Here is a 12850-nt window from a genome sequence, read left to right on the forward strand (position 1 = left end):
CCGGCGAGCTCGCCGCTGCCCGGTCGTAGGCTTGCGGCCGGCGTCGCACGATGCCCCACGACGAGGAGGCGCCATGCCCATCCGCACCCGAGCCCTGCAGAAGACCGCACCCGACCAGCCGTTCCGGATCGCCGAGATCGAGCGGCGCGACCCCCGTCCCAACGACGTGGTCATCGCCATCAAGGCCGCCGGCATCTGCCACAGCGACATCCACACGATCCGCGACGAGTGGGGTGCGGCGCCGTTCCCGCTCACCGTCGGCCACGAGATCGCGGGCGTCGTCGAGGCGGTCGGCGAGGCCGTCACGCGCCACGCCGTCGGGGACCGCGTGGGCGTCGGCTGCATGGTCGACTCGTGCGGCGAGTGCGAGCAGTGCGTCGCCGACCAGGAGCAGGACTGCCTGAACGGCACCGTCGGCACCTACGCGTCCGTCGACCGCGACGGCACCGTCACGCAGGGCGGGTACAGCGAGCACGTCGTCGTCGACGAGCGCTTCGTGCTCGGCATCCCTGAGGGGATCGAGCTCGACGTCGCGGCGCCGCTGCTGTGCGCGGGCATCACGCTCTACTCGCCGATCGACCGCTGGGGCGTGGGCCCCGGCACGAAGGTCGCGGTCGTCGGGCTCGGCGGCCTCGGCCACATGGGCGTGCAGCTCGCGGCCGCGAAGGGCGCGGAGGTGACCGTGCTCTCGCGCTCGCTCTCGAAGGCCGACCTCGCGGCGGAGCTGGGCGCCGCGCGCACCGTCGCCACCGGTGAGGAGGGATGGGCGGCGGCGCACCGCGGCGAGTTCGACGTCATCCTCAACACGGTGAGCGCGGATCTCGACCTCGGCATGTACCTCTCGACGCTCAAGCCCCACGGCGCGATGGTCAACGTCGGACTGCCGCCCGAGCCGCAGCAGCTGTCGCTCGGCTCGCTGATCGGCGGCGGGAAGGTGCTCGCCGGCTCGAACATCGGCGGGATCCGGCAGACGCAGGAGATGCTCGACTTCTGCGCCGAGCACGGGATCGGCGCGGTCATCGAGCGCATCGGCGTCGACGATGTGGATGCGGCCTACGACCGGGTGGTCGACGGCGACGTGCGCTTCCGCTTCGTCATCGACACGGCGACCTTCGCCGACGCCGTCCCTTCCCGCTGATCGAGTAGCAGCCGGCGGAGCCGGCCGCGTATCGAGATCAGGTGCTGTCGTCTCGATACGCGGCCTCCGGCTGCTACTCGACGAGCGGGTGGGCGGAGCGCGGCGGCCGCCCTCTCCCGCTGATCGAGCAGCAGCCGCCCCACCCCGCTGATCGAGTAGCAGCCGGCGGAGCCGGCCGCGTATCGAGATCAACTTCTCTCGTCTCGATACGCGGCCTCCGGCTGCTCCTCGACGAGCGGTCGCCCGCGGACGCCGCTACGCCCAGCCCAGCTCGTGCAGCTGCTCGTCGTCGAGCCCGTAGAAGTGCGCGATCTCGTGCACGAGCGTCGTGCGCACCTCGGCGCGCAGCTCATCGAGGGTCTCGGTCGTCTCGAGGTGCGGCAGCCGGTAGACCATGATGCGGTCGGGCAGCTCGCCGAAGCCGTACTGCCCGCGCTCGGTGATCGCGACGCCCTCGTAGATGCCGAGCAGGTCCTCATCCGGGTGCTCGTCCTCGACGAGGAACACCACGTTGTCGAGGCCCTCGACCATCTCGTCGGGCAGTGCGTCGAGCACCTCGGTGACGAGCGCCTCGAACGCACCCTGGTCGAGGTCCAGCATGCGTCCTCCGGTCTCTGCACGATCATCGTGAGCCTACCCGCGGCTCGCGGGACGGCCCCGCATGAGCCCCGCTGCTAGCGTCGAGAGCACCATGAGCATCCCCGGTCGCGCGCCCCGCCCCAACCGCCCGCAGCACATCATGGAGGTCCTCCGCACGGAGCGGATCGCGCCGAGCCTCGTGCGGGTGTGGATCGGCGGACCGGGCTTCGGCACCTTCGTGCCGAACGACTTCACCGATGCCTACGTGAAGCTCCACTTCGTGAAGCCCGAGCTCGGCCTCGAGCCGCCCTACGACCTCGCCGCGCTGCGCGAGACGCTCGCGCCCGACGACCTGCCGGTCACGCGCACCTACTCGGTGCGGGCCGTCGCGTCCGACGCGATCGCGCTCGACTTCGTCGTGCACGGCGACGCCGGCATCGCCGGCCCCTGGGCGGCGCGCGTGCAGCCGGGGGAGCGGGTCGTCTTCGGCGGTCCGGGTGGCGCCTTCGCGCCCGACCCGGCCGCCGACTGGCACCTCTTCGCCGGCGACGAGTCGGCGCTCCCGGCGATCGCGCGCGCGGTCGAGGCGCTGCCCGACAACGCGCGCGGCATCGCGGTGCTCGAGGTGCGGGACGCCTCAGAGCAGATCCCGCTCCGGCACCCGGACGGCGTCGAGCTGCACTGGCTGCACCGCGGCGAGCCGAGCGAGGCGACCATCGGGCTGCTCGCCGACACCGTCGGCGCGCTCGCGTGGCCGGAGGGCCGCGTGCAGGTCTTCGCGCACGGCGAGCGGGAGTCGATGAAGGCGATGCGCGAGCAGCTCTTCGCGCAGCGCGGCCTCGAGCGGTCGCAGGTGTCGCTCTCGGGCTACTGGGCGCTCGGCCGCACGGAGGACCGCTTCCAGGCCGAGAAGCGCGAGCCGATCGGCGTCGTGCTGCCGCCGGCATGACGGCACGGATGCGCTGCGGCGCGTGCCGCGCCAGGATGGCGGCATGACCGACGACGCGATGGAGACGGCGATCCTCGAGCTGCTCGAGACGCGGCGGCCGGGCGCCACCATCTGCCCGAGCGACGCGGCACGGCGCGTGGCGGGCGACGATCCGGAGGCATGGCGGCCGCGCATGGACGACGCGCGAGCGGCGGCCGCACGGCTCGTCGGCCGCGGCGAGGTCGTCATCACGCAGCGCGGCGATCCGGTCGATCCGGAGCTCGCACGCGGGCCCATCCGCATCCGCCGCATCCATGAAGAGCAGGCGCCCGAGGACGAGTGAAGGCCCGGAGGACGAACCTCCGGGCCTCTCTGGGTGAGTAACGGGACTTGAACCCGCGACATCCGCCACCACAAGGCGGCGCTCTACCAGCTGAGCTATACCCACCATGTGCGCTCGAAACGCAACCAGGACAGCATACGACATCCTGAGCCCGATCGCCGCATCGGGCGATCCGGCGCCGATCACTCGGGCAGCAGCTCGCCGAATCCCTCGGTCACCTCGCGGGCGATGCCCTGCAGCTCGTCGCTCGGACGACCGGGCGCATCCGTGAAGACCGCGCGGCGGTAGTAGCGCAGCTCGCGGATCGACTCGAGGATGTCGGCGAGCGCGCGGTGCCCGCCGGCCTTCTCGGGCGCCTGGAAGTAGGCGCGAGGGAACCAGCGGCGCGACAGCTCCTTGATGCTCGACACGTCGATCGAGCGGTAGTGCAGGAAGCCGTCGAGGGTCGGCATGTAGCGCGCGATGAACATCCGATCGGTGCCGATCGTGTTGCCGCCGAGCGGCGCCGATCGCTCGACCGGCACGAAGCGCTGCACGTACTCGAGCACCTCGAGCTCGGCCTCGGCGAGCGAGACGCCGTGCGCGAGCTCCTGGTCGAGGCCGCTCGTCGCGTGCATCGTCCGCACGAAGTCGCCCATCTGCGCGAGGGCGGCGTCGGAGGGCTTGATGACGATCTGCAGCCCCGGGTCGAGCACCTCGAGCTCGAAGTCGGTGACGACGACGGCGATCTCGACGAGCTCGTCGACCGACGGGTCGAGCCCCGTCATCTCGCAGTCGATCCAGACGATCCGATCAGCAGCAGCCACGGGCAGAGTCTACGTCGCGGGGACCGAGCCGCCGAGCGCGGCGAAGAGCTCGTCGGCATCGACGTCGGCGAGCGTGCCGATCGTGCGCTCGGCGGGCACGGGGGATGCGGTGAGCTGCGTCGTGAGGAACCACAGCCGGGCGCCTGCTGCGGTCGCGGCGCGCGCACCGCTGCCCGAGTCCTCGAAGGCGATGGATGCGGCCGCGTCGGCGCCGAGCCGCTCGATCGCCCGGGCGTACGGCTCGGGGTCCGGCTTCGAGCGCGACACGTCGTCGGCGGAGATCGCGAAGCGCAGCGCTCCCTCCGGCGCGGCTTCGAGCATCGCGCGGGCGTTCTCCGCCGACGCGTTCGTGATGAGCGCCGCTGGGATGCCTGCCTCGGCGACGCGCTCGAGCAGGGCGAGGCTGCCGGGCAGCCACGGCACGTCGTCGCGCACGAGCGCCGCGACGGCGCCGGCGACCGTCGCGATGATCGACGGGGCCTCCATCGTCACGCCGCGCTCGCGCATCCGCTCCGCCCACTCGACCATCGGCCTGCCGGTCGTCCAGTGCGCGTCGTCGGCGGTCCACTCGATGCCGTGGTGGCGGGCGAAGACGCGCATCTGCTCGTGCCACATGGGCTCCGAGTCGATGAGGGTCCCGTCCATGTCGAACAGCAGAGCACCGGCCATGGCATCAGCCTGGCATGCCGACGCTGCGGGTGCTCACCAGCGGAAGCGCGTCACGTCCTTCGGGAACGAGAACCAGGCGAGCACCCGCTCGGGCGTGACGACGCGCAGCCCGCCGCCGTCGTCGCCCGACCAGGCGTCGGACGCGGGTGCGTAGCCGTCGTCGGCGTACTTGCCGAACGCCGCCGAGAGGCGCTCGCCCAGGCCGTCGGCCTCCGCCCGGGTGGCGACCGAGGTGCCCTCGACGATCACGACCTGGGTGCCGCTCTCGAGCGTGAGCGTGACCGCAGGATTGCGCTGAGCGTTCCGGGCGTGCTGCGTGGTCGGTGCGCCGTCGTACCACCAGCGGCCGTCGACCCACACGCCCCAGCGGGGGATGCTGTGGGGCCGGCCGTCCGGTCGCACCGACGAGATCCAGTAGTGCTTCGCCGTGACGAGGCGCGCCTCGACGTCGGCCCAGTCGAGCAGGCCGTCGTCGTCGGCGGGGAGGCCGTAGCCCTCGGGGAGTCGGGCGCGATCGCGGCGCGGAGCAGGCAGCACGGGCAGGGGAGCGTCCATGCGCCGGACGCTATGGGGTACCGCCCACACGGCACCAGGAGGCGGTCGTCGCTGCTCCCGGTAGATTGGATGAGCCCCCGTAGCTCAGCGGATAGAGCAGAGGCCTTCTAATCCTTTTGTCGCGGGTTCGACTCCCGCCGGGGGCGCACGGCTGCCTGCGAACCGCGGCGGCCGTTCAAGCCCAGGGCCGCCGTGCGCTTGTCGACAGGCTGTCGGTGGTGCGGCTTACCCTCCGGCCATGAAGCGCTGTGCGCGGTGCCTGGCGGAGCGACCGATCGACGACTTCAATCGGAGCCCGAAGAACAAGGACGGTCGGCACTCCTATTGCCGCGCGTGCCAGAAGGCGTACTACCGAGCGAACGCGGTCCGACACAAGGCCAACGTGCGCCGCACGAGCAAGGCCCGGCGTCAGCAAGCGCTCGAGGCGATCATGGAGCGGTTCTGTGCAGGCTGCGTCGACTGCGGCAGCTCGGACATCAGGGTGCTCGAATTCGACCACGTGCGCGGGACGAAGATCGCGAGCGTCAGCAGCATGGTTCGCAGAGGGCGTGCGCTGAGCATCATCCGGGCTGAGATCGCGAAGTGCGACGTGCGCTGTCGGAACTGCCATGCCATCGTCACGATCGAGCGCAGGGGCTCGTCGTGGCACGACGCGTACATGATGCGTTCCTGATGCGTCGGCCGGATCGACGACCGTAGGCTGTCGTGATGCTCCCGACGATCCTGCAGTCCGTTCCCGACACCTCCGAGCTCACCGGTGTCGCTGGCTGGGCCGTCGGGCTCATGGAGGCGGTCGGCGCGCCGGGAGCTGCGATCGCCATCGCCGCCGAGAACCTCTTCCCGCCGATCCCGAGCGAGGTCATCCTCCCGCTCGCCGGGCTCACCGCCTCTGCCGGCGGCTTCACGCTCGTCGAGGCGATCATCTGGACGACGGCCGGCTCCGTCGTCGGCGCCCTGCTGCTCTACACGCTCGGTCGCATCCTGGGCCACGAGCGGCTGTCGCGCATCGCAGCGAAGATGCCGCTCGTGCGGGCGAGCGACATCGACAAGACCACCGCGTGGTTCGCCAAGCACGGGTGGAAGACCGTGCTCTTCGGCAGGTTCCTGCCCATCTTCCGCAGCCTGATCTCGATCCCGGCGGGGATCGAGCGGATGCCCGTGCTGCTGTTCCTCGGCCTCACCGCGGTCGGCTCCGCCATCTGGAACACGATCTTCATCATGCTCGGGTTCACGCTGGGGCAGAACTGGCACGTCATCGAGCCCTACATGGACTGGCTGCAGTGGCTCGTGATCGCCGCGGTGGTCGTGGTGATCGCCTGGTGGGTGACGCGCCGCATGCTCCTCAACCGCCGCGAGGGGAAGCACCTCTTCCACGGCGAGTGAGGCGTCGCCCGGATCCGTCCGACGGATCGGGAATGGATCGGCGACGGAGGCAGTTCCCTCCTCTCGGACCGCTCGTTCGATTCTGAACGACTCCCCCTGACAGAGAGGCACCCATGCTGCAGAACATCCCCGGCTACCAGCCCGGCACCTACGTCATCGACGGCTCGCACTCGAACGTGACCTTCTCGGTCCGCCACATGATGGTGGCCAAGGTCCGCGGCGAGATCGAGGGCCTCGAGGGCACGATCGTCCTGGCCGAGCAGCCCGAGGCGTCGTCGATCACGGCGACCGTCGACCCGTCGACCATCAACACGAAGAACGCGGACCGCGACACGCACCTGCGCTCGGGCGACTTCTTCGCGACCGAGGAGCACCCCGAGTGGACGTTCACGTCCACCGGTGCGCGCGTCGAGGGCGACGACCTCTACATCGACGGCGACCTGCAGCTCCGCGGCGTGACCAAGCCGGTCTCGCTGCTCGTCGAGTTCGGTGGCATCGGCCCGGACACGTGGGGCAACACCCGCGCCGGCGCCTCCGCCCGCACGCGCATCAAGCGCAGCGACTTCGGCATCACCTGGAACGTCGCCATCGAGTCGGGCGGCGTCATGCTCTCCGACGACATCGACATCGAGATCGAGATCTCGGCGATCCAGCAGGCGCCCGTCGCGGCCTGAGCCGATCCCCAGCAGCGGGGCCGGGGCGCGAGCCTCGGCCCCGCTGTCGCGTTCGCAGGCTAGGGCCCGGTGAAGCACGCGAGCGCGTCGGCGAGCGACCACCCGCCGCCGATCGGCACCATCGCCGTGCCGCCGGGCAGCAGGCGCCGCGCCTCGAAGGCGGGCCCGGTCGGGCCGTCGACGCGCGCGATGTAGCCGAGCGCGAGGCCGGATGCGCTGACGACGCGCCAGAGGTCGTCGCGCACGCGGCGGGTGGCGACGTGGCTCGCCTGGGGCGCAGTGCGCCGCTGGGTGCTGGACATGATGGCCATGGCCGCTCCTCTCCCTCGTCTCCGACGCTACGACGGGCCACCCACACGGGCGCGGGCTAGGCTCGACCCATGCAGGAGATCGTGCTCGCCGGTGGTTGCTTCTGGTGCCTGGACGCCGCGTATCGCGTCGTCGAAGGCGTCGAGGATGTCGTGTCCGGCTACACGGGCGGCGACGTCGCCCACCCGAGCTACGAAGCGGTGTGCACCGGCAGCACCGGGCACGCGGAGGCCGTCAAGGTCGTCTACGACGAGGAGCGGCTGCCCACCGAGGTGGTGCTCGACATGTTCTTCACCATGCACGACCCGCGCCAGCTCAACCGGCAGGGCAACGACATCGGCACCCAGTACCGGTCGGCCATGTTCTACCGCGACGACGCCGAGCGCGAGCGCTTCGAGACGGCGATCGCCCGCGCGAGCGAGTGGTGGCCGGGCGAGATCGTCACGACGCTCGAGCCGCTCGGCGAGTTCTACGACGCCGAGGACTACCACCAGGACTTCTTCGCCAAGAACCCGACGCAGGGCTACTGCCTCGCCGTCGCAGCCCCCAAGGTGAACAAGATCCGCGCCGGCTTCGCCGACTACCTGCGCGTCTGACGGTCCCCGAGGACTGACGCTCTCCACAGGTCGCCCGGTCCGTCGCACGCCGTCGTGCGTCGCGGATGCATGCTCCGTGGCATGAACGAAGACGTCATCACCGTCGTCGGGCGCCTGGGCGGCGACCCGATGCTGAAGTCCGTGCACGGCGACCGCGTCGCCGAGTTCCGCCTGAGCAGCAAGCCGCGGCGCAAGGAGGGTGAGACCTGGGTCGACGGCCCTCCGAACTGGTACTCGGTCGAGGCCTGGGGCGACTTCGCGCAGCACGTCGCCACCTCGCTGCGGAAGGGCGACCTCGTCGTGGTGCTCGGCAAGCTCAAGGTCGAGCAGTGGGAGTCGGGGGAGCGGCGCGGCACGAGCGTGAAGATCCGCGCCGACCACATCGGCCACACGCTCCGCGCCGGTGCGGTCGCGAAGGACCGCAGGCCGCGTGAGCAGGACCCGGCGCGCGCGCCCGAGCACCAGCCGGTCGCGGCGGCCGAGCCGGACCGGGAGCCGGAGCGCGAGCCCGCGATGGCGCTCACGGCGCAGGAGGCGTGGACCGCGCCGCTCACGGAGCCCGACACGCCCTTCTGACACGCCTGGCTCGACGCCTCGAGGCGCAGAGCGCTGCCGCCGTAGGCTTGCACGGTCCGGCAGCGGCGGAGGAGGGTGCGTGCATCGGCATCGGCATCGGCATCAGATCGTCGCGGTCGCGGTCGCGCTCGCAGCCGCCGTGCTCGCCGGCTGCACCTCGACCGGCATCACCGAGCCGCCCGTCGCGAGCGAGGGTGCCGTCGAGACGCCGGGTGCGGCGGGTGGCGGCGCGGCAGACGCAGCGCCCGACGCCGAGCTCGACGCCTTCCGTGCCGCGATCGCCGGGCACGCCCCCACGGATCCCGACGCGCTCGTCGCCGCTGTCGAGTCCGCCGGCTTCCCGCGATCGGCGATCGAGCGCACCCGCGAGGTCGACTCGCTCGGCGCGCCGGTGACCTTCCTGCAGATCGCCGTGCGCACCGACGCGGGCTGCATCGTCGGCGAGGTGGGCGCCGGCGAGCCGAGGGCCGTGCGGGCGGCTGCGCTCGGCGGCGGCCGGTGCCTGGTCGGGGAGATCGTCACCGTAGACTGAGGGCATGGCCGAATACATCTTCTCGATGGTGCGCGCCCGCAAGACTGTGGGCGACAAGGTGATCCTCGACGACGTCACGACGGCGGTGATCCCGGGCGCCAAGATCGGCGTCGTGGGTCCCAACGGCGCGGGCAAGTCGACGATCCTCAAGATCATCGCCGGCCTCGACACGCCGTCGAACGGCGAGGCGAAGCTGACCCCCGGGTACTCCGTCGGCATCCTCATGCAGGAGCCCGAGCTCGACGAGTCGAAGACGGTGCTCGAGAACGTCCAGGAGGCGTTCGGTCACCTGACGGCGAAGCTCACGCGCTTCAACGAGATCTCGGCCGAGATGGCCGATCCGGATGCCGACTTCGACGCGCTCATGACGGAGATGGGGCAGCTGCAGGAGCAGATCGACGCCGCCGACGCGTGGGACCTCGACTCCCAGCTCGAGCAGGCGATGGACGCGCTCCGCTGCCCGCCCGGAGACTGGCCCGTCACGACCCTCTCCGGAGGTGAGCGCCGCCGCGTCGCGCTCTGCAAGCTGCTGCTCGAGAAGCCCGACCTGCTGCTGCTCGACGAGCCGACGAACCACCTCGACGCAGAGAGCGTGCTCTGGCTCGAGCAGCATCTCGCGAAGTACCCCGGCGCCGTCATGGCCGTCACCCACGACCGGTACTTCCTCGACCACGTGGCCGGCTGGATCTGCGAGGTCGACCGCGGTCGCCTCTACCCCTACGAGGGCAACTACTCGACCTACCTCGAGAAGAAGGCCGAGCGCCTCCAGGTGCAGGGCAAGAAGGACCAGAAGCTCGCGAAGCGCCTCTCGGACGAGCTCGAGTGGGTCCGCTCCAACGCGAAGGGCCGGCAGGCGAAGTCGAAGGCCCGCCTCGCCCGCTACGAGGAGATGGCAGCCGAGGCCGAGCGCACCAGGAAGCTCGACTTCGAGGAGATCACGATCCCGCCCGGCCCGCGCCTCGGATCGATCGTGCTCGAGGCGAACGGCCTCGAGAAGGGCTTCGGCGACCGCAAGCTCATCGACGGCCTGTCGTTCTCGCTGCCGCGCAACGGCATCGTCGGCGTCATCGGCCCGAACGGCGTCGGCAAGACGACGCTCTTCAAGACGATCGTCGGCCTCGAGCCGCTCGACGACGGCGCGCTGAAGATCGGCGAGACGGTCAAGCTCAGCTACGTCGACCAGAGCCGCTCGAACCTCGACCCGAACAAGAACCTGTGGGAGGTCGTGTCCGACGGGCTCGACTACATCCAGGTCGGCAACGTCGAGATCCCGTCGCGCGCCTACGTCAGCCAGTTCGGCTTCAAGGGTCCTGACCAGCAGAAGCGCGCCGGCATCCTCTCCGGTGGTGAGCGCAATCGCCTGAACCTGGCGCTCACGCTCAAGGAGGGCGGCAACCTGCTGCTGCTCGACGAGCCGACCAACGACCTCGACATCGAGACGCTCGGCAGCCTCGAGAACGCGCTGCTCGAGTTCCCCGGCTGCGCCGTGGTCATCACGCACGACCGGTGGTTCCTCGACCGCATCGCCACGCACATCCTCGCCTACGAGGGCACCGACGAGGACCCGGCGCAGTGGTACTGGTTCGAGGGCAACTTCGAGGCGTACGAGCAGAACAAGATCGAGCGCCTCGGCCCCGACGCCGCCAAGCCGCACCGCTCCGCATACCGGAAGCTCACGAGGGACTGATGCGCCTCGAGGTGCCGGTGCAGGTGCGCTGGTCGGACCTGGACGCGTACGGGCACGTCAACAACGCCTCGCTGCTGACGCTCCTCGAGGAGGCGCGGGTCTCGGCCTTCTGGGCGGGAGGGCCCGAGGGCTCGCCGACGACGGCGATCATCGACGCCGGTCCCGGCGCGACGAGCATCACTGTCATCGCCCGCCAGGAGGCGGAGTACCTCGGGCAGATCCCGCACCACCGGGAGCCGATCCTCGTCGACACGTGGGTGGGCCACCTCGGCGGCGCGAGCATGCAGGTCTGCTACGAGGTGCTCTCGCCCGACCGCACCGAGCTCTACGCGCGCGCCGCCACGATCGTCGTGATGCTGGATGCGTCGACGGGCGCGCCGAGGCGGCTCACGGATGCCGAGCGCGCGGCCTGGGAGCCGTACCTCGGGCCTCCGGTCGACTTCCGGCGCGGCTGAGCCTCGCTAGGCTGGCGGCGCAACGATGCCACCACGCCGAGGAGCTGCCACCATGACCGACACCGCCGTCGACACCGCGAACGCGCCCGCCGCCCCCACGTCGATCCCGCACTGGATCGCGGGCCGCCGCCAGGAGGGCTCGAGCCGCACCGCGCCGGTCTTCAACCCGGCGCTCGGCACCGCCGTGAGCGAGGTCGCGCTCGCGAGCGCCGACGAGGTGGCCGAGGCGATCGCGACGGCGAAGGCCGCCTACCCGGCCTGGCGCGACCTGTCGATCGCGAAGCGGCAGGCGATCATGTTCCGCTTCCGCGAGCTGATCGTCAGCCGCAAGGACGAGCTCGCGCAGATCATCACCCGCGAGCACGGCAAGGTGCACGCCGACGCACTCGGCGAGATCGCGCGTGCGATCGAGGTCGTCGAGCTCGCGACCGCCTTCCCGCTGCTGACGAAGGGCGAATACTCCGAGAACGCGTCGACCGGCGTCGACGTCTACTCGCTGCGGCAGCCGCTCGGCGTCGTCGGCATCATCAGCCCCTTCAACTTCCCCGCGATGGTGCCGCTGTGGTTCGCGCCCATCGCGCTCGCCTCCGGCAACGTCGTGGTGCTCAAGCCGAGCGAGAAGGACCCGTCGGCGTCGATCTTCATCGCCGAGCTCTACCAGGAGGCGGGGCTGCCGGACGGCGTGCTCACCGTCGTGCACGGCGACAAGGAGGCCGTCGACACGCTGCTCACGCATCCGGACGTCCAGGCCATCTCGTTCGTCGGCTCGACGCCGATCGCGCAGTACGTCTACGAGACGGGCTCGAAGCACGGCAAGCGCGTGCAGGCCCTCGGGGGTGCGAAGAACCACATGCTCGTGCTGCCCGACGCCGACCTCGACGTGACCGCCGAGGCCGCCGTCAACGCGGGCTTCGGCTCGGCGGGGGAGCGCTGCATGGCGATCTCCGTCGTCGTCGCGGTCGACGCGATCGCCGACGAGCTCGCCGCGAAGATCGCCGAGAAGATGGGCGGCATCCGCACCGGCGACGGCACGCGCGACAACGACATGGGACCGCTCATCACGGGCGCGCACCGCGACAAGGTGGCCGGCTACATCCAGACCGCCGCCGACGACGGCGCCGAGCTCGTCGTCGACGGGCGCGACCCCGAGGTCGACGGCGACCCGAACGGCTTCTGGATCAAGCCGACGCTCATCGACCGGGTGCCGACCACCTCCTCCGCCTACCGCGAGGAGATCTTCGGCCCGGTGCTCTCGATCGTGCGGGTCGCCTCCTACGAAGAGGGCCTCGCGCTCATCAACGACAACCCGTACGGCAACGGCACGGCCATCTTCACGAACGACGGCGGCGCCGCCCGGCGCTTCCAGAACGAGGTGCAGGTCGGCATGGTCGGCATCAACGTGCCGATCCCGGTGCCGGTGGGCTACCACTCGTTCGGCGGCTGGAAGCAGTCGATCTTCGGGCAGGGCAAGGCCTACGGCAAGCACGCGTACGACTTCTACACGCGCGAGAAGGTCATCACGAGCCGCTGGCTCGACCCGAGCCACGGCGGCCTGAACCTCGGCTTCCCCTCCAACTGACCGGCCTCCTCAACGTCGCCAGTGGTCGCACGGCCCGCCAT

At 70.9% G+C, this 12850-nt stretch carries 17 protein-coding genes and 2 tRNA genes; 13 read left to right on the plus strand and 6 right to left on the minus strand.

Annotated elements, in window-relative coordinates; all coding sequences use genetic code 11:
• Positions 1-73 precede the first annotated feature (73 nt).
• Positions 74-1138, plus strand: a complete 1065-nt coding sequence (locus ABIB37_RS10745) for an NAD(P)-dependent alcohol dehydrogenase (RefSeq protein WP_354260266.1) — start codon at positions 74-76, stop codon at positions 1136-1138.
• Positions 1139-1393: 255 nt separating this feature from the next.
• Here ABIB37_RS10745 and ABIB37_RS10750 read toward each other — a convergent pair whose 3' ends face one another.
• A complete protein-coding gene (locus ABIB37_RS10750; RefSeq protein ID WP_354260268.1) occupies positions 1394-1738 on the minus strand; it encodes a metallopeptidase family protein in 345 nt (114 codons plus the stop codon).
• Positions 1739-1829: 91 nt separating this feature from the next.
• On the opposite strand from ABIB37_RS10750, the gene ABIB37_RS10755 reads away from it, so the two are divergent.
• Together ABIB37_RS10755 and ABIB37_RS10760 are read left to right on the plus strand one after the other, a co-directional pair.
• On the plus strand, positions 1830-2666 hold the full coding sequence (locus tag ABIB37_RS10755; protein WP_354260270.1) for a siderophore-interacting protein: 837 nt from the start codon (positions 1830-1832) through the stop codon (positions 2664-2666).
• Between the two features lie 43 nt (positions 2667-2709).
• Positions 2710-2988, plus strand: coding sequence for a DUF3253 domain-containing protein (locus tag ABIB37_RS10760; RefSeq protein WP_354260271.1), 279 nt, complete (start codon positions 2710-2712; stop codon positions 2986-2988).
• Positions 2989-3020: 32 nt separating this feature from the next.
• On the opposite strand, the gene ABIB37_RS10765 is transcribed toward ABIB37_RS10760, so the two are convergent.
• The 4 genes from ABIB37_RS10765 to ABIB37_RS10780 form a co-directional block, all read right to left on the minus strand.
• Positions 3021-3093: transfer RNA gene (locus ABIB37_RS10765), tRNA-His, on the minus strand.
• A 77-nt stretch (positions 3094-3170) separates the two neighbouring features.
• A complete protein-coding gene (gene orn / locus ABIB37_RS10770; RefSeq protein WP_281273321.1) occupies positions 3171-3794 on the minus strand; it encodes an oligoribonuclease in 624 nt (207 codons plus the stop codon).
• Between the two features lie 9 nt (positions 3795-3803).
• Positions 3804-4463, minus strand: coding sequence for an HAD family hydrolase (locus ABIB37_RS10775; RefSeq protein WP_354260273.1), 660 nt, complete (start codon positions 4461-4463; stop codon positions 3804-3806).
• 33 nt (positions 4464-4496) lie between these two features.
• Entirely contained in the window at positions 4497-5018 is a 522-nt protein-coding gene (locus ABIB37_RS10780) for a pyridoxamine 5'-phosphate oxidase family protein (protein ID WP_354260275.1), read from the minus strand.
• 73 nt (positions 5019-5091) lie between these two features.
• On the opposite strand from ABIB37_RS10780, the gene ABIB37_RS10785 reads away from it, so the two are divergent.
• The 4 genes from ABIB37_RS10785 (at position 5092) to ABIB37_RS10800 (ending at position 7075) form a co-directional block, all read left to right on the plus strand.
• Positions 5092-5164: transfer RNA gene (locus ABIB37_RS10785), tRNA-Arg, on the plus strand.
• Positions 5165-5256: 92 nt separating this feature from the next.
• Positions 5257-5691: a hypothetical protein gene (locus ABIB37_RS10790; protein WP_354260277.1), complete on the plus strand. Its 435-nt coding sequence runs from the start codon at positions 5257-5259 to the stop codon at positions 5689-5691.
• Positions 5692-5726: 35 nt separating this feature from the next.
• Positions 5727-6401, plus strand: coding sequence for a DedA family protein (locus ABIB37_RS10795; protein ID WP_354260279.1), 675 nt, complete (start codon positions 5727-5729; stop codon positions 6399-6401).
• Between the two features lie 113 nt (positions 6402-6514).
• Entirely contained in the window at positions 6515-7075 is a 561-nt protein-coding gene (locus ABIB37_RS10800; RefSeq protein WP_123698148.1) for a YceI family protein, read from the plus strand.
• Positions 7076-7134: 59 nt separating this feature from the next.
• Here the strand turns inward: ABIB37_RS10800 and ABIB37_RS10805 are convergent, their stop codons facing one another.
• Entirely contained in the window at positions 7135-7386 is a 252-nt protein-coding gene (locus tag ABIB37_RS10805) for a hypothetical protein (protein WP_354260281.1), read from the minus strand.
• 69 nt (positions 7387-7455) lie between these two features.
• Here ABIB37_RS10805 and msrA point away from each other — a divergent pair, with 69 nt between their 5' ends.
• From msrA to ABIB37_RS10835, 6 genes are all read left to right on the plus strand, one after another.
• Positions 7456-7980 carry a peptide-methionine (S)-S-oxide reductase MsrA gene (gene msrA / locus ABIB37_RS10810; RefSeq protein ID WP_354260283.1) on the plus strand — a complete coding sequence of 175 codons (525 nt, stop codon included), beginning with the start codon at positions 7456-7458 and terminating at the stop codon, positions 7978-7980.
• Between the two features lie 81 nt (positions 7981-8061).
• Positions 8062-8556, plus strand: coding sequence for a single-stranded DNA-binding protein (locus ABIB37_RS10815; protein WP_354260285.1), 495 nt, complete (start codon positions 8062-8064; stop codon positions 8554-8556).
• 79 nt (positions 8557-8635) lie between these two features.
• A complete protein-coding gene (locus ABIB37_RS10820) occupies positions 8636-9088 on the plus strand; it encodes a DUF6993 domain-containing protein (RefSeq protein ID WP_354260287.1) in 453 nt (150 codons plus the stop codon).
• A gap of 4 nt (positions 9089-9092) precedes the next feature.
• A complete protein-coding gene (gene ettA / locus ABIB37_RS10825) occupies positions 9093-10775 on the plus strand; it encodes an energy-dependent translational throttle protein EttA (protein ID WP_354260289.1) in 1683 nt (560 codons plus the stop codon).
• Entirely contained in the window at positions 10775-11230 is a 456-nt protein-coding gene (locus ABIB37_RS10830; protein ID WP_123698142.1) for an acyl-CoA thioesterase, read from the plus strand. The genes ettA and ABIB37_RS10830 overlap by 1 nt, the downstream gene beginning before the upstream one ends.
• Before the next feature lie 52 nt (positions 11231-11282).
• Positions 11283-12809, plus strand: a complete 1527-nt coding sequence (locus tag ABIB37_RS10835) for a CoA-acylating methylmalonate-semialdehyde dehydrogenase (RefSeq protein ID WP_354260291.1) — start codon at positions 11283-11285, stop codon at positions 12807-12809.
• The last annotated feature ends 41 nt before the right edge of the window (positions 12810-12850 follow it).

The organism is Agrococcus sp. UYP10 (genome assembly GCF_040547205.1).
Lineage (GTDB): Bacteria > Actinomycetota > Actinomycetes > Actinomycetales > Microbacteriaceae > Agrococcus > Agrococcus jenensis.